The sequence below is a fragment of the Parasedimentitalea denitrificans genome (assembly GCF_011813015.1).
In the GTDB taxonomy this organism is placed as follows: Bacteria; Pseudomonadota; Alphaproteobacteria; order Rhodobacterales; family Rhodobacteraceae; genus Parasedimentitalea; species Parasedimentitalea denitrificans.
In genome coordinates this window covers 1-16,987 of sequence record NZ_QHLQ01000024.1, presented here as the reverse complement: position 1 = coordinate 16,987, position 16,987 = coordinate 1, and the positions used below count along the sequence as shown (strand labels likewise).

Annotated in this window: 13 protein-coding genes; 3 read left to right on the top strand and 10 right to left on the bottom strand. The window is 52.3% G+C overall.

Going from position 1 to position 16,987, the window contains the following annotated elements:
- Nucleotides 1-317: 317 nt before the first annotated feature.
- Nucleotides 318-1,166, top strand: a complete 849-nt coding sequence (locus tag DL239_RS18350) for a flagellin N-terminal helical domain-containing protein (protein WP_167685557.1) — start codon at nt 318-320, stop codon at nt 1,164-1,166.
- Nucleotides 1,167-1,215: 49 nt separating this feature from the next.
- Here DL239_RS18350 and DL239_RS18345 read toward each other — a convergent pair whose 3' ends face one another.
- Genes DL239_RS18345 through DL239_RS18320 form a run of 6 tightly spaced genes read right to left on the bottom strand, consistent with a single transcriptional unit; the run spans nt 1,216 to nt 7,484 of the window.
- Nucleotides 1,216-1,971, bottom strand: coding sequence for an ABC transporter ATP-binding protein (locus tag DL239_RS18345; protein WP_167685556.1), 756 nt, complete (start codon nt 1,969-1,971; stop codon nt 1,216-1,218).
- Nucleotides 1,968-2,825, bottom strand: coding sequence for an ABC transporter ATP-binding protein (locus tag DL239_RS18340; RefSeq protein WP_167685555.1), 858 nt, complete (start codon nt 2,823-2,825; stop codon nt 1,968-1,970). Before DL239_RS18340 ends, DL239_RS18345 begins: the two co-directional genes overlap by 4 nt.
- Nucleotides 2,822-3,739, bottom strand: coding sequence for an ABC transporter permease (locus DL239_RS18335; RefSeq protein WP_167685554.1), 918 nt, complete (start codon nt 3,737-3,739; stop codon nt 2,822-2,824). Before DL239_RS18335 ends, DL239_RS18340 begins: the two co-directional genes overlap by 4 nt.
- Nucleotides 3,736-4,794, bottom strand: coding sequence for an ABC transporter permease (locus tag DL239_RS18330; protein WP_167685553.1), 1,059 nt, complete (start codon nt 4,792-4,794; stop codon nt 3,736-3,738). Before DL239_RS18330 ends, DL239_RS18335 begins: the two co-directional genes overlap by 4 nt.
- On the bottom strand, nt 4,795-6,390 hold the full coding sequence (locus DL239_RS18325) for an ABC transporter substrate-binding protein (RefSeq protein ID WP_167685552.1): 1,596 nt from the start codon (nt 6,388-6,390) through the stop codon (nt 4,795-4,797).
- A gap of 44 nt (nt 6,391-6,434) precedes the next feature.
- Entirely contained in the window at nt 6,435-7,484 is a 1,050-nt protein-coding gene (locus DL239_RS18320) for a dipeptidase (protein WP_167685551.1), read from the bottom strand.
- Nucleotides 7,485-8,282: 798 nt separating this feature from the next.
- Between DL239_RS18320 and DL239_RS18315 the strand changes: the two genes are divergently transcribed.
- The gene (locus tag DL239_RS18315; protein WP_240931963.1) at nt 8,283-9,371 is read left to right on the top strand and encodes an efflux RND transporter periplasmic adaptor subunit; all 1,089 of its coding nucleotides are present in this window, start codon (nt 8,283-8,285) and stop codon (nt 9,369-9,371) included.
- Between the two features lie 3 nt (nt 9,372-9,374).
- Complete coding sequence (locus DL239_RS18310; RefSeq protein ID WP_167685549.1) at nt 9,375-12,503, top strand: efflux RND transporter permease subunit; 3,129 nt, start codon at nt 9,375-9,377, stop codon at nt 12,501-12,503.
- Nucleotides 12,504-12,619: 116 nt separating this feature from the next.
- Here DL239_RS18310 and DL239_RS18305 read toward each other — a convergent pair whose 3' ends face one another.
- Genes DL239_RS18305 through DL239_RS18290 form a run of 4 tightly spaced genes read right to left on the bottom strand, consistent with a single transcriptional unit; the run spans nt 12,620 to nt 16,455 of the window.
- Nucleotides 12,620-12,868 (bottom strand): MoaD/ThiS family protein, encoded by a 249-nt coding sequence (locus DL239_RS18305; protein WP_369410589.1) that lies wholly within the window; start codon nt 12,866-12,868, stop codon nt 12,620-12,622.
- Nucleotides 12,858-15,110: a xanthine dehydrogenase family protein molybdopterin-binding subunit gene (locus DL239_RS18300; RefSeq protein WP_167685548.1), complete on the bottom strand. Its 2,253-nt coding sequence runs from the start codon at nt 15,108-15,110 to the stop codon at nt 12,858-12,860. Before DL239_RS18300 ends, DL239_RS18305 begins: the two co-directional genes overlap by 11 nt.
- Nucleotides 15,110-15,589, bottom strand: a complete 480-nt coding sequence (locus DL239_RS18295) for a (2Fe-2S)-binding protein (protein WP_167685547.1) — start codon at nt 15,587-15,589, stop codon at nt 15,110-15,112. Before DL239_RS18295 ends, DL239_RS18300 begins: the two co-directional genes overlap by 1 nt.
- Complete coding sequence (locus DL239_RS18290) at nt 15,586-16,455, bottom strand: FAD binding domain-containing protein (protein ID WP_167685546.1); 870 nt, start codon at nt 16,453-16,455, stop codon at nt 15,586-15,588. The genes DL239_RS18295 and DL239_RS18290 overlap by 4 nt, the downstream gene beginning before the upstream one ends.
- Nucleotides 16,456-16,987 lie beyond the last annotated feature (532 nt).

Genomic DNA, 16,987 nt, shown 5'->3' with positions numbered 1-16,987 from the left:
TCCAATAACTATCTGTCTATAATCAATTTAAAGCTAATGGTTGAGCGTTAAATCTCTTGCGTGTCTATGGTTGTTAGGAGAGGTTCAAGTGCAATCCGACTGTCATAACTTGTGTTTTCTCGATATTTTTCCCTGTCGGTATACGAAGCCATTAACCACCGTAGAGTAGGTATCTCGTCATGTTCTCAAAAAGGGACCGTGCGAAATGGCAAGATGCCTAACGCTGTAGTCAGAATGACGTATCGAATGGCCTTTCGGGGCTAAAAAACACTCTGAGGTAAAAAAAGCCTCACGAATTGACTAAAGGAAAACAGCAAATGACCAGCATTCTAGCCAATGGTGGGGCCATGGTTGCCCTGCAGACCTTGCAATCTGTCAACAATAACCTGACTGACGCACAGAATGAAATTTCGACAGGTAAGCGGGTCGGTTCTGCTAGCGATAATGCAGCGGTATGGGCCATTTCCAAGACAATGGAATCTGACATCGCCGGGTTCAATGCAATCTCGGACGCGCTGGCGGTTGGAGAAGCAACCGTTTCAGTCGCTTCAGCAGGTGCAGAACAAGTTGTGGAGAAGCTGACTGAAATTAAAGAGCTCATAGTCTCGGCACAATCTGAAAACGTTGACCATAGCAAAATCCAAGACGCTATTGACAAGAAAATTGCGCAGGTTGCTGCGATTGTTGGAGCTGCTCAGTTCAACGGCACCAACTTGCTGGCTGCCGATGTCGATGGCAATGGTGCGACGAGCATGGGTGTTCTGGCGTCGTTGGACAGGGTAGGTGCAACTGGTACTCCAACTCCGACCAATATCACAGTTAACACGCTGGACTTTGAAACCAATGTCGATCTTGCTTCGAACCTGACAACGATCACAGATTCCGCAACTGCAGCAACAGCATTAACTGAAGTCGAAGGGTTTATTTCGGTGGCCATTGATGGAGCTGCTCAACTGGGTGCCGATACCGCCCGCCTAAAAGACCAAGGTGAGTTTGTGTCAAAGCTGGCAGATTCCATGACGCTGGGTGTTAGTTCAATGACTGATACTGATATGGAAGAAGCTTCAGCACGGTTGAAGGCCTTGCAAACACAACAGCAACTTGCAGTCCAGTCGCTCTCGATCGCCAACAGCGCTCCAGAAACTATGATGCAATTGTTCCGCTAAAAACTAAGTCGAACAGCCCGGTGAATTTACTGGGCTGCTCGCCATTTCTTTATGCGACCCGGTTGGCCGAGGCATCCAGTAGTTTGGCAGTATAGTCTTGATTCGTTTTACCTGCGCGCATATCTGCGATGTCAATCACCTCTACAATTTCCCCTTTTTGCATGACTGCAGCGCGTTCACACATATGGGCCACTACGGCAAGATCGTGGGATACCATCAGGAATGTTAACCCATGCTCTGATCGTAAGTCACTGAGAAGATTCAGGATTTCAGCTTGAACGGATACGTCCAATGCAGATGTCGGTTCATCCAGCAACAGGATGTCGGGCTCTGGTGCCAAGGCCCTCGCGATGGCCACCCGCTGGCGTTGGCCACCGGACAGCTGGTGTGGATACCGAAAACGGAAAGCAGGACCTAGACCCACGTCCTCTAGCAGCTTGTTGACCCGATCATTGACATCGCGGAACCCATGCAGTTGCAGGGTTTCGCTCAGAACCTGATCCACGGAATGGCGCGGATGCAGTGAAGCATAGGGATCCTGAAACACCATTTGCACGGTCTTGTAGAAACTCCTGTCCCGTTTGTGGTTCAGGGTGTTACCTTCGATGGACATACTACCGTCCCACTGTGGGGCCAGACCAGTGATGGCCTTGAGGATGGTAGACTTGCCAGACCCACTCTCCCCGACCAGACCAAAGCTAGCGCCCTGTTCAACGGATAGGCTAGCGTTTTTCACGGCCTGAAATAGGTCGTGATGTTCACCAAAATAGACGTTCAGGTTTTCAATTGAAATCGCGGTGCTCATGTGCGGCCCTCTACGCTTGGGGCGTCTCGCCAGGCGGGATCACGGGTTAAGACCTGTAGTCGGTCACGCGGTTCGTCAAAGCGTGGTAGGCTGCCCAGCAACCCCTGAGTATAGGGATGTTTGGCCTCGTGCAGTTTGTCAGCGTCGCATACCTCAACAATACGGCCCGAATACATGATCAGAACCCGGTCGCAGAACTGCGAAACAAGGTTGAGGTCGTGGCTGATAAAGATCAGCCCCATACCGCGGTCCTTGACCAGCTTGTCCATGATTGACAAAACCTGCCCCTGAACGGACACATCCAACGCCGACGTAGGTTCATCAGCAATCAGGATTTCGGGGTTGGGGATCAGCATCATTGCAATCATGATACGTTGACCCATGCCCCCCGACATTTCATGTGGATAGGCTTTCATCACCCGTTCGGGATCACGAATGGCCACGGCTTCGAGCATTTCGACCGACTTCCTGTAGGCCTCGGCCTTGGTGGCCTTAGCGTGCAGCCGGTAAGCTTCTATAATCTGAGCGCCGACTGTCATCACAGGGTTCAATGAGAATTTGGGGTCCTGCATCACCATCGAGATCTTTTCACCCCGAACGCTGCGCATTTCCTTCTCGGATTTGTCGAGAAGGTTGTCGCCGTGCAGGCTGACATGACCAGCCTCCACAATGCCGGGGCTGCGGATTAGGCGTAGGATGGCGCGGCCAGTCATAGATTTGCCGGATCCGCTTTCGCCAACGATTCCCAGCCTTTCTCGGCCAAGCGAAAAGGACACTCCGCGTACTGCGTCAAACACTCCGTTACGGGTTGGGAATTTCACCCAAAGGTTTTCTACGTCCAGAAGCGTGCTCATGATGCGCTGTCCTTTGGATCGAGTACGTCGCGCAATCCATCACCCAGCAGGTTGAAGGCCAGCGAAACTGCAAAAATGGCAAGACCGGGCATAGTGGCGATCCACCAATGGTCCAGAATGAAGCGACGTCCCTCAGAAATCATTGCGCCCCATTCAGGTGAGGGAGGTTGTGCGCCAAGGCCAAGGAAGCCCAGACCCGCAGCGGCCAGAATGATGCCAGCCATGTCCAGAGTGACCCGCACAATCAGTGAGCTGATGCAGAGCGGCCAGATATGTTTGGTGATAATCCGCAACGGACCGGCACCTTGCAGACGGATCGCGCTGATGTAATCCGAGGAGCGGATGGTTAGCGTTTCAGCGCGTGCCATACGGGCATAGGGGGGCCAAGCCGTTAGCGAAATCGCGAGAACCGCGTTTTCAATACCGGCACCCAATGCGGCCACAAAAGCCAGTGCAAGCACCAGACGAGGGAAGGCCAGGAAGATATCAGTGATCCGCATCAGGATGATATCAGTCCAGCCACCTGCGTAACCGGATACTGTGCCAACCAGCAAGCCTGCGATTGGAGCGATCATCGCTACCAGAGCAACAATATAAAGTGTGATCCGGGACCCGTAGATCATCCTGCTCAGGATGTCGCGGCCCAGTGTGTCGGTCCCTAGGATGTGGCCCTCGGTGCCTAGTGGTTGCAGCCGGTTGCCCAGCTCTTGAACAAAGGGATCATGTGGCGCCAGTAATGGGGCAAAGAGCGCGGTGCCAACCAGCACCACGATAATTGCAAGACCGATCATGGCCATGTGATTGCCGCGCAGGGTTAGCCAACCTTTGTACATTGCTGCCAGCCGTGCGTGGCGGCGCGATTCAGGGGTGTCAGACAACAGCCATTCGCGCGTGCTTAAATTTTGACTGGTCATTTGGACCTCGGATCGAAGATTTTGTAGAGAAGGTCGGAAAAGATGTTCAGGCAGACAAAAATCAGCCCAACTACAACTGTACCGCCCAGAACTGCGTTCATGTCAGCGGAAAGCAGCGCGGTGGTGATATAGTTGCCGATTCCTGGCCATGAGAAGATGATCTCGGTCAGGACCGAACCTTCGAGCAAGTTGGCATAGCTGAGTGCAATCACTGTGATCAGCTGAACACGGATGTTGCGGAACGCATGTCGCCAGATCACGGCCCATTCGCTCATACCTTTGACGCGGGCGGTGGTAACATATTCGGCCGACAGCTGTTCCAACATGAACGAGCGGGTCATGCGGCTGATGTAGGCGAGGCTGTAGTAACCGAGCAGGGATGCAGGCAGGATTATGTGAGAGAACGCATCTTTGAAGGCGCCCCAGTCACGTGCAAGTGCGGCATCGACCAGGATCATTCCGGTAACGGATGGAAACATGTCTTCGTAGAAGATGCTCTGACGGCCAGGTCCACCGACCCAACCCAATATGCCGTAGAACAGCAAAAGACCCATCAGGCCGAGCCAGAAAATTGGCATGGAATAGCCGACAAGCGCGATGACGCGGGCGATTTGGTCGATCCAGCTGCCACGGCGGACAGCGGCAACAACGCCCAGTGGGACGCCAAGGATGATGCCGATCAGGATACCGATGGTGGCAAGCTCCATTGTAGCAGGAAACACGCGGCCGATGTCTTCGGATACGGGGCGGGCATTCAGTAGTGACATGCCAAAATCGCCATGCAGCACGTCCCAGACATACATGGCAAACTGTGTGATTAGCGGCTTATCGAGCCCAAGCTCAAGAAAAGCGTTATGGTACTGTTCCTGTGTGGCGCGTTCGCCGACAACAGCAATGACCGGATCGATCGGCATCACCCGACCAATAAAGAAGGTGACAAACAAGAGGCCAAGCATTGTGACCGAGATTGACGCAAGGGTGACGAGCGTACCCTTTAGCCAAGAAGGAAGAGGCAGCCGGGGCTGCCTCTTTGGTGTGTAGTGCGTTGAAGCCATTTACTTGGTCACGGTCCAGTATGACACTGCGGTGATCGCGCCGCCTAGGTTCAGACCTTCGACATCTTCGTTAATGCCAGCCGGTTCAATCTTCTGGAACATCACGGCAAATGGGGATGTATCGCGGAAAGTTGCCTGAATGTCGTGATACATCATTTCACGCTTGCTGCGGTCACCTTCGATCACAGCTGCCGCAGACATGCCGGTCAGCTTGCCAGTATCCCAGCTGTTACGCCATGCCAGCAAACCAGTGGCCTGTGCCTCGTCCGAGTTGTCCGGGTTATAAGCAAATGTACCAGCATTTGTATGCGGATCCGGATAGTCAGGACCCCATGCGCCCAGATAGATATCCAGTTCACGTGCACGGTACTTGGACAAAACCTGCTTACCAGTACCAACTTCTAGGTTCAGCGTGATGCCTGCCTGCGCAAATGTGTTTTGCAGCGACTGACCGATTTCCAGACGTTCCTGAGCTTCGCGAACACCAACTGTCAACTCAAGACCGTCTACACCAGCTTCTGCCAGTAGGGCCTTGGCTTTTTCGACATCCATCGAAAACGGGTTCTCGTCGACAGCACCCAAGTAAGTTTTCGGCAGGAAGTTCTGGTGAGTAACATATGCGCCTTTGAGGAAGCTATTCTGCATGCCTTCATAGTCGATTAGGTACTTCAGAGCCTGGCGAACTTCTGGCTTGGATAGTGCAGGGTGCTTTTGGTTCATCGAAATGTACATCAAGCGACCGCGCATTTCTTCGAGAACTTCAACGCCTTCAGCTTGACGTATACCTTCAACATCTGACGGGTTCAGATCGCGGGCTATATCGATGTCACCGCGTTCCAGCATCAGGCGCTGGGTTGCGCTTTCTTGTACGTGGCGAACAATCACACGCTTCATCGCTGGTGCGCCCAGATAGAAGTCTGCATTCGCTTGCAGGGTAACGCTTTCTTTTGGCTTCCAGCTTACCAGGCTGTAGGCGCCGGACCCAGCCGAGTTGGTCTTCAGCCACTCGTTGCCAAGATCGCCATCAACTTCGTTTGCCATGACTGTTACTTCGTCAACAACACCGGCGATGGTTGCAGTCAAGCAGTTCAAAACAAAAGATGTAGCATAGCGTTTGTCGGTTGTGATCGACACTGTGTTGCCACTGACTGTGATGGTTTCATCCATATTTTCAGGTGTGAAACCAAACTGTGTTAGGATGAACGACGGTGTTTTGTTCAGAGCGACGACGCGCTTGAACGAAAAGGCCACGTCTTCGGCGCGAACAGGGTTGCCCGAGTGGAATTTGACGCCTTCTCGCATTGTGAACGTGATGGTCTTGCCATCCTCTGATACGGTCCAGCTTTCTGCTAAGTCTGGCTGATAACCGGCATCCAGGTTCATCGGGTCAAAGTTGACCAGCTTGCCGTAGACATTGCGCAGAACGTCCGAGCCCGCAAATTCAAAACTTTGTGCAGGATCCAATGTGGTGATGTCGTCAATGCGGTTGGCAATAACTAGCATGTTGGCTGGTGTTTCCGCCATAACGGGCAGGGCAACAGCACCTAGGGCAAAACCGAGTGCAGCGGTCCCCATTAATTTGGTAAAGGCGTTCATTATATTTCTCCCTTGCAGTTTTTTAGAATTAAATTCGGACGATGTTACGTCCAAGTCAGGTCGAGAACCCTTAGCCAGTTGTCGTGGCAGAGCTTCTTGATTAGTACATCGTTGTAACCGCGGTCAGCCATTGCAGACCTCAGGTTTGGCAGCCCGGCGATGGTTTTGATCCCTTCGGGTACAACTGCGCCGTCAAAGTCAGATCCCATGCCGACCCGGTCCTCGCCAAGTTGCTCAATCAAGTGATCAAGGTGATCTAGCATCGTTACAATGGGTGTCTCTTCGATCATTCTACCGTCTGAGCGCAAAAAGGCGACAGCAAAATTTAAGCCGACCATCCCATCACTGTCGCGGATTGCGTGCAACTGACGGTCGGTCAGGTTGCGGCTATGAGGACAAAGTGCATGGGCGCTAGAGTGGGTGGCAACCAGCGGTTTGGTGCTGATACGTGCAACATCCCAGAACCCAGATTCATTCAGGTGGGATAGATCAATCATGACCCCCAAGTCATTACATTTGCGTATTAGTCTTGTTCCTATTTCAGTTAGGCCCGAGCCAATGTCTGGCGTGTTGGGAAAGCGGAATGGCACGCCGTGAGCGAAAATTGTCGGCCGGCTCCATACAGGTCCAAGTGAACGCAACCCAGCTTCATACAACACATCAAGTGTTTGGAAGTCGGGATCAATTGCCTCGGCTCCTTCCATGTGCATCACAGCGGCCATCAACCCACTGTTCAAACATTCCCGAATTTCTTTGGTGTTTCGGCAAATCTTCAAAGCGCCGTCTCTTTCGAGATTGATAAGGATAGAAGCCTGAGACAGAGCCACCTTGGATGCGTCGTTCCAATCCACTTGAGGTGGTAGGGGTAAGTCGTAACTGCTCAGCAGCATTTCATCCATGTCATTGGACAGGCTTTTTTCTCCCGGAACAAAAATGGCGAAAAAACCTCCGCCAAAACCTCCAAGCTGGGCCTTGTCCAGATCTATGTGACGTCCGCCAGCTCCCTGAAAGCCGTCCTTCCCAGCTGGTACATCGTGCTGATGCAATCGCAGCAGTAAGTCGTTGTGGCCATCGAAAATCAGCGGTTCTTGCATTCGTTTTCCCCGACACGAGAAAGTTGTGTCACTTGTTACTCGGAAAACTGCAACGGTTTCCGTTCGTATGCAAGTGAAATTGGAGCGGTTTAAACTTAAAGCGAAAAGGTGAACTAAAACAATCAACTCGCCACTCGCGAAATCGGGTCATTAAGCGTGACTTTCGTCAAAATCCACTTTATTCACTGAAATAATTGACTTATTAGTTTTCGGTTTTATCCGCGTCCGTTGGTGGGTCCTGTGAACTTTATGGCTGAACCATCATTTGCTTCATGCTCAACTACCCTGGAATTGTAAGTGGCGGGGTTACGGGGGGCTATCTCATGAAACACTCGCTGGCTGCTCCTCTCTGATGGTGCGCGAGAACGAGGTCAATGGACCCGCTGTGATGGTGGGATTTCGGTGTTGTTGATTTGGTTGGATCTTCCTTCTCCAATATCGCCCGTTCCAAACGGCTAGAGGACTAAGTCGTCAATAATGCATTGCCCAAGAACCACTACGGCAAATTTGTCAAACCTGAGTTGCGGAAGTTTGTGAAACTGTTCGTATAGCGTTGTGAACCACGATTGGTAGTTTCGTAAGTGGATTCCTGCCCTTAGCTAAACTGGTTTCTTGCGGTTGTCTGCCCGCTCAGTAAGAGTAGGGGTAAATGATTCCGTGTATCTAGTACATTTGATTTGTATGTATGGGCTGCTGCCTGTTGGGTACCAAACGAGAGGCGCAGTAATGAAAAGAATCTTTAGCCCATTGTGTTCAGATCGAGGGTTTGTTGCAAAAATCGCTGTCTTGAGCACTGCTTTGACACTGAGTACCGCTCCGATTGCTTTAGCGCAGGACGCGCCGCCGCCCAAAGTTTCAGTGATGGCGGCAGTAACCAAGCCATTGCGGAACTCTGAAACCTTCATTGGTCGCGGCGAAGCAATAGACAAAGTGAATGTAATCGCACGCGTCAGCGGTTTTCTTGAGGAAGTGCTCGTCAAGAACGGGGCGGATGTACAGGAAGGTGACTTGCTGTTCCGGATTGAGAGTAGCGCTTATGAAGCTACACTCGAGGCCCGCAATGCTGATCTAGCAAAAGCAGAGGCCAACCTTCAACTGACATCGTTGGATCTTGCCCGCAAAGAAGAACTGCTGTCACGTGGCGCGGTTCCCGAGGCAGAGCGCGATACATCGCGAGCTAATGAAAAAGTAGCTGAGGCACAGGTGCGGTCAGCTAAGGCTGCCATTCAACAGGCCGAACTGGATCTGAGCTATACCGAAATTTATGCGCCATTTTCGGGGCGCATTGGTCGGATCGAAGTAAGTGTTGGTGACGTGGTTGGACCAACCAGTAGTTCCCTGGTGAACCTCGTACGAGAGGCTCCAATCTACGTTTCTTTTGCGCTGAACGAGAAGCAGCTTGTTAGTGTCTTGCAGAAAGTTCAACAGGAGGCAGACACAGAACAAGAACAGAGAAACCTAGTTGAAGTGTTCGTGGTGCTGCCAAACGGTGACGAGTTGGATGAACGTGGCAAAATTGCCTTTGCTGACAACCGTATCGATCCAACTACTGGCGCTGTTACCGTGAGAGCGGAGTTTGAAAACGCCAATCGCTGGATTATCGACGGGTCATATTTGACAGTTGGATTGCAAGCGCAAAAAGCGGTCGACCGAATTGTGATCAGTCAAGCCGCGATCCAACGGGATCAACAGGGTGCATTTGTACTGGTCGTTGATGACCAGCAACTGGTCCAACAGCGCTATATTGAGACTGGCGATGTTGTCGGTACTGGTATCATTGTATTGGATGGTCTGAAGGATGGGGAGACTGTAGTTGTTGAAGGGCTGCAACGTATTCGTCCCGGTGCGACAGTCGATCCGGTTCTCGCCAATCAGGCTGGAGAATAAGTCATGTTCTCATCCCTGTTTATTTCGAGACCCAAGTTTGCAATCGTGATTTCCATGGTTCTCACTATCATGGGTCTGATTGGCTATGCAGCTTTGCCGGTCGCTCAGTTCCCTGATATTACGCCCCCTGTGGTCAGCGTCTCTGCCAGCTACACAGGCGCCAACGCCGAAACAGTCGAGAAAAGCGTTGCCGCGCCCATTGAGGCACAGGTCAACGGCGTTGATGACATGATCTATATGTCATCAAGTTCGTCAGACACCGGGAGCTATTCGCTTTCCGTTACTTTTGAGGTTGGCACAGACCCCGACATTGCATCGGTAAACGTGCAAAACCGCGTTGCGCAAGCCATTTCAGGACTGCCAACAGAGGTAACGTCGTCTGGTGTGGTAACGCAGAAAAGTTCCACAAACATGCTGTTGGTCACGACGCTGACATCTCCGAACAACACCTATGACGACTTGTTTCTTTCCAACTATGCCGAGATCAATATCAAGGACGCACTGAGCCGTGTTGCGGGTGTTGGTAAGGCCGATATCCTCAACAATCTTAGCTATGCAATGCGGATTTGGATGAACCCGGACAAGATGGCCGGATTGGGAATTACGCCGGGCGATCTGATCAACGCAGTACGCGAGCAGAACCTCGAAGTTTCAGCGGGGCAAATCGGCGCTCCGCCTGTTCCTGGGGACCAGACATTTCAATATACCATTAAGTCAAAGGGGCGGCTGGAATCGGTCGAAGAATTCGGTGACATTGTAATTCGCACAGGTGAAGCCGGCAGCACTGTCCGCGTGCGTGACGTTGCTACAATCGAACTGGGAGCATCTTACTACAGCGCCTCTGGGTTCTACGACGGAAATGAAGCCACCATTCTTGCAGTATATCAGGCACCCGGAGCCAATGCACTTGCAGTTTCCGAAGCTGTTCTGGCGGAACTCGACCGTTTGGCGGAATCCTTTCCAGACGACGTGGTCTACTCCGTCCCGTTCAACACTACTGATTTCGTAGAACAGTCACTTGCGGATGTTATCTCGACACTGGTTTTGGCCTTTGGGCTGGTAGTGTCTGTGGTGTTTGTATTCTTGGGCTCGTGGCGGGCAACAATCATCCCGGCAGTAGCGATCCCAGTGTCACTGATCGGCACTTTTGCATTTCTGCTGTTGCTCGGTATGTCTCTTAACACGATCTCATTGTTTGCTTTAGTTCTAGCAATTGGCATTGTGGTGGATGACGCGATTATTGTTGTAGAAAATGTGGAACGTTTGATAGCCGAAGAGGGCCTTTCACCGCCAGATGCGACCCGCAAGGCGATGGGGCAGATTACCGGTCCTGTTATCGCGACAACGTTGGTCCTTCTGGCTGTATTTGTGCCGGTTACCTTCATGCCCGGCATCAGTGGTGAGTTGTTTTCTCAGTTTGCAGTGACAATTTCGGTAGCGGTTGTCATCTCTTCAATTAACGCTTTGACCCTGTCGCCGGCCCTCTGTGGCTTGGTGCTCAAGGCCCGTTCTGGGCCTCCGACTGGGCTGCTCGCTAAGTTCGAAAGCGTCATTGATGTTCTTCGTAACGGATACCTTGGTATCGTAGGACGTTTGCTGAGATGGCCATTCTTGGCCGTGGCTATTGTTTTGGCAATGTATGCTGGAACCGGGACTATTTTTGGGGTAACTTCCAAGGGGTTCCTGCCGGCCGAAGATAACGGGTATCTGTTTGTCGATATTCAGCTCCCTGATGCTGCGGCTCTCGGCCGGACAGAGGTCGTGACCAAACGGGTGAATGATCAAATCGAACTGATCCCGGGCGTTCAAAGCACCATTTTGGTCAATGGATTTAGTTTGCTGAACGGGGCCAGCGCAAATGGCGCAATGATCATCATCAATCTGGACCCATGGGATGAACGCCAAACTCCGGATCTATTCCCGAGAGCCATTTTGAAACAGGTGTATGGCATCGCAAACGGCGAAGCAGCCGCGAGCATCGTGGCATTTAATCCGCCGCCGATCTCCGGTCTTGGTATGTCGGCCGGCGTCGAAATGGAAGTGCAGCAAACTGCTGGCGGTTCTCCCCAAGACTTGGCCGCTGCCGTCGGTTCATTGGTCTATGCCGCCAACCAACGTGACGAGATCGGGCAATCTTACACCACTTTCCGTGCCAATGTTCCGCAAGTCTACGTCGATCTGGATCGGGAAAAAGCGAAGACATTGGATGTGTCAATTGCAGAGGTGTTCCAGACCATGCAGGCCCATTTGGGATCGTTCTACATCAATGACTTCAACCTGTTCGGACGTGTTTACCGGGTGATGGCACAGGCGGATGGGTCATACCGCGATAAGATTGATGATATTGGCAACCTTTTTGTTCGCTCCCAAGGCGGCCAAATGGTTCCTCTCTCCACTTTGATTGATGTGGAAAACATCCTGGGACCGGTCATCTTGAAGCGCCATAATATGTTCCGTTCGGCGACCGTCACGGCTGTGCCAGCTGCGGGTCTGTCTACGGGTGATGCAATACGGGTGATGCAGGAAGAGGTCGCAACCGCACTGCCACCTGGATATAGCTTTGAATGGACGGGCACAGCACAGCAGCAACTTTCGTCTTCGGGCCTAGTTGTGGTCATTCTTGGCATGGCTGTGCTATTCACCTACCTGTTTCTTGTGGCGCAGTATGAAAGCTGGACAATGCCAGTGGCAATTCTGCTGTCGGTGGTTGTGGCTATGTTTGGCGCGGTTCTTGCAGTCGCGATTACGGGAAGTGACATCAACCTCTACACCCAGATCGGTATGATCATGCTGATTGGCATGGCGGCTAAGAACGGCATTCTTATTGTTGAATTCGCAATGGAACGCCGCGCTGCAGGTCTGTCGATCAAAGAGGCGGCCCACGAAGCCGGCCGACAGCGGTTCAGGGCTGTTATGATGACGGCCTTTTCCTTCCTCTTAGGGGTTGTACCGCTCTTGATTGCATCGGGTGCCGGAGCAGCCAGCCAAAAAGCTATCGGGGTCGCCGTCTTCGGGGGAATGCTGATGGCGACCGGCATTGGCGTCATTCTGATCCCTGTTCTTTATGCCTTTATGCAGGGGCTCAGAGAGTGGGTAAAAGGAACAGCAAAATCTGAGGCTCCGGTGGAATAACTGCCAGCAGCACCAACAATAGAAAAAGCCCGCCGTTTAATACCGGCGGGCTTTTTATTGGGTCCAGTTTTCATCTGGCTGAAATTATCCCGGGGTTTGGGGCTGGGCCCCAAGAATTAGCCGCCCTTCAACCGTTGCATCAAATAGATCTCTTGATCTGGCCTAAGAGGTTCCATCAAGCCAGTTGCGATAATACGTCCGTCTATCGCAATTGAAACTCCTGCTTCGATCACAGGGACTAAAGCAGGGTAGTCTTTGGCCAAGGCATCTAGCAACTCTCCAGTGTTGGACGCCTCAACCTCGACTTTTTCCAACCCATCAGTCAACGTTCGCAACCCTGACCAAAGGTGGACTTCAATCTTCACGTGTTTGCGCCTTCAGGGCTCGAAGAATACGAGGAGGGGACATCGGTAGGTGCCGCAGTCGAACTCCCGCCGCCGCTGACACCGCGTTTGCGATTGCTGCCAAAGGCGGAACAATTCCCGTCTCTCCGACGCCGCGCACACCATAGGGGTGGCCAGGGTTTGGAACCTCCACAATTACCGTGTCGATCATTGGCAGGTCCGAGGCTACCGGGACCCGGTAATCCAGGAAGATAGAGTTCTGCAAACGGCCGTCTTCACCGTAGATATACTCTTCGTTCAATGCCCAGCCGATACCTTGTGCAGCGCCGCCCTGAAATTGTCCCTCTACATAGGTCGGATGAATTGCCTTTCCTGCATCCTGAATGACCGTGTAGCGAACAACTGCAGTTTTCCCGGTTTCGGGGTCCACTTCTGCGTCAACGATATGAGTCCCGAACGAAACCCCAGCACCTTCTGGTGTGGCCTCAAAGTGTCCAGAGATTGGTCCGCCAGTTGAGCCCATGTTCTTTGTAATTTCTGCCAATGGGATGGGATCGAAATTGCCTGCATTTGCGCCAGAGGGCTTGGCGCAACCATCCTCCCAATACACGGCATCCTCAGGGATACCCCACTTGGCGGCGGCCCTTTTACATAGTTTATTTACGGCGTCTTTCGCGGCCTTAATTGTGGCAAGGCCGGATGCGTAAGTAACCCTGCTACCGTGGGACACATCATTATACCCAAGTGTTGCAGTATCCGCGACGGTGACCCGGAAGTTCTCGTAGTCGATGCCCAGAACTTCGGCAGCCATCAAAGCCATAGAAGCGCGCGAGCCACCAATATCTGGTGTTCCAACGGAAATTTGGCATGTACCATCCTCGGATAGCGCAAGACTAACAGAGGTTTCTCCGCCGTGGTTAAACCAAAACCCGCAAGACACACCACGCCCTTGACCTGGCTTCAATGGTGCCGAGTAATGTGGATGCGACTTGGCAGCCTCTAGTGTTTCAACCAGCCCGATGCGCTGAAAACGCGGTCCATACGAGGCCTTGGTTCCCTCGCGAGAGGCGTTCTTTAGTCGAACCTCGATAGGGTCTAGCCCTAATTTTTTGCACAACTCGTCGATCACCGATTCAACGGCAAAAGAGGCCATAGGTGCGCCTGGCGCGCGATATGCAGCCTGCTTAGGGCGGTTAGAAATCACGTCGTAGCCAATCTGCTGAACGTTATCCAACGCATATGGAGCAAACGCGCACATGGCGGAAAATTCCATCGGCGCACCAGGAAAGGCGCCGCCTTGCAGCCGGAAGGTGCCTTGGGCGGCGGTGATCGTGCCGTCCTTTGTCATGCCAATTTTGACATCCATGGAAGTTGAAGAGGTCGGCCCCGTAGCGCGGAATACCTCTGATCGGTTCATGACAATTTTGACTGGCCTGTTAGCTTTTCGAGACAGCGCCAAAGCGACTGGCTCTACAAAGACGGTTGTCTTACCACCAAAACCGCCTCCGATTTCGGATGCTGTAACGCGAAGCTGCGAGGTGTCGATGCCTACAAGGGCAGCGCATGTTTTTTGAGCAATCCAATGGCCTTGGGTCGTGCACCACAACTCGCCTTTACCATCGCTGCCCAACGTCGCAAGACATGCATGGGGTTCAATGTAACCTTGGTGTGTAGCTTCGGTTTTAAAGCTGTCTTCGATGATCAAATCAGCCTTTGCGAACCCAGCGTCGACATCACCGTGACCACTTTCGTGATACCGAACTACATTCGGGTGAAGGCCCTCTGGAACCGACGCATCAGCGTAGGAGCTGTTCAGGATCGGAGCGCTCTCTGCCATGGCTGCGTCGACATCGGTCACATGAGGTAGGATTTCGTAGTCAACTTTAACCAGCTTGGCCGCGTCGCGTGCGATCAATGCAGAGCTTGCTGCAATGGCTGCCACTGCATGACCATCATAAAGCGCTTTATCCCCGGCCATGACGTTTTCTAGCACAAAGCCAAATTCGCCAGACAGACCGTGAGCAAAATCCGCTCTGGTCACCACTGCCTTTACGCCATCCAGAGCCTCAGCTTTTGTCGTGTCTATACGTAAAATACGTGCGTGAGCGTGTGGGCTGCGAACGATTGCGCCATGCAACATACCAGGTGCATGGGCATCTGCTCCAAAACGCGCTTTGCCTGTGACTTTGTCATGGCCATCTGGGCGGTCAGGGCGGGTACCAACGAATTTAAAGTCGGTGTCTTTGCGATCGTCCAAAGCCATTAGGAAGCTCCCCGCATGTCTGCAGCTGTATCCATTACAGCGCGAATAATTTTGTCATAACCTGTGCAGCGGCACAGGTTGCCAGCCAACCAAAACCGAACTTCCTCTTCAGTTGGGTTTGGGTTCTTCTCGAGCAGGGATTTGGCGGCCACTAGAATGCCAGGAGTGCAAATTCCGCATTGCAAGGCTGCGTATTCGATGAACTTTTTCTGAAGGGGATGAAGGTTCTCGCCTTCGGCCATTCCCTCAACTGTGGTGATCTTCTTTCCTTCGGCTTCTACGCCCAACATCAGACAGGAACATACCAGCCGGTCATCAACCGTGATTGAGCAAGCTCCGCAATCACCTGTGCCGCAGCCTTCTTTGGCACCAGTTAGATTTAGACGATCCCGCAGGACGTCCAACATCGTTTCGCGCGTATCGCAAAGGTATTCGACAGGGTCGCCGTTAATTGTAGTGGTAACGTGAGTATTCTTCATTTGGTGGCTCCCAGAGCTCGTGCGTAGGCAATTTTGGCAGTGCGTTTGGCCAAAACCCCGGCCACTTCAGTGCGGAATTCAACTGTACCGCGCTTGTCTGAAATTGGATTGCAGGCCGCCGATGCCGCCTCTGCTAGTTTGTCTAGTGTTGCCTCGTCCAAACGGCTTCCGATTAAAATGTCTGCAGCGTCATCCAACAACAAAACTGTGGGTGCGACAGCGCCTAGCGCCATACTTGCGTGGATGATGTTCCCGCTGTCATCTAGTGTAAAGTTCACCGCACACCCGACGACTGCAATGTCCATTTCGGTGCGTGGAATAAAACGCAAATAGGCATCTCCGCCGCGCTCGCCGCGCGCTGGAATGTGAACAGCCGAAACGACATCACCTTGAGCCAAATGAGTGCGTCCAGGTCCGGCAGGAATGTCCTTTACTGGCACGCGACGTGTGCCGTCTACGTTAGTGACTGTAAGTTCGGCACCAGCTGCAACCATTGCCGGCACAGAATCCGCTGCAGGGGAGCCATTACATAGATTGCCAACCAATGTGGCCCGTCCTTGCACTTGGGTTGACCCGATAAGGTCCATCGCTTCGACTACACCCGGCCAATCCAGTCCTAATCCGACGTGCTCTCGCATCTCAGCTCCGGGAGTAGCGGCGCCGATCGTCCAGCTTCCATCGTCATTACAAATAATGTCGCGCACGCCAGGAATGTTCTTGATGTCGATAATGTCGTCAGGGGTGATAATGTCTGACCGCAATTGTACCAGTACATCAGTGCCGCCTGCTAGAAAGCGGGTGATACCTTTTGCGGCCAGCGCCAATTTGGCAGCATCCTCGAATGTACTTGGGCTATGGTACTGCATAAAAGCTCCTAGGCTCGTTTAGGGAGGTAGCGTTCCGGAGCTTAAGAGTATGCGGGAGTTGAGCCGAGGTCTATCACATTGGGCAAGCAAATTGGATTCTATTGCTGAATTTTTAGCGATTGGCGTGCCCGCATGCCTCGTCCATATGCTGCGGTGAGGATGAAATCCCATTTACGGGGAGTCGTGCGAAATTCGAGTTCTACATCGAAGATCAAAGGCATCCCAGAGCCCAGAGATTCAGATCGTACAGCCAGTGAAACTCACTGTTCAAGGCACCAAAATGTTTCGATTGCTGGGTTGTCTGAATTAACTTGGCTTAAATAGGTCAACGTTGCCACTCCATGATGAAACGGAAGATTGAAAAATACTGTAGATAATAATTGGACGACTAATCGATTTTTTTCTGTTTGCCACCATTGAAATCAGCTTTAAGCTGCCGAGCGGCTTTGTTGCACAAATCGGTTGATGGGATTCACTGTATGAATCCAGCGTGATAGTTGGGGTTCATGAGCAGGTGGACACCGACGACTTA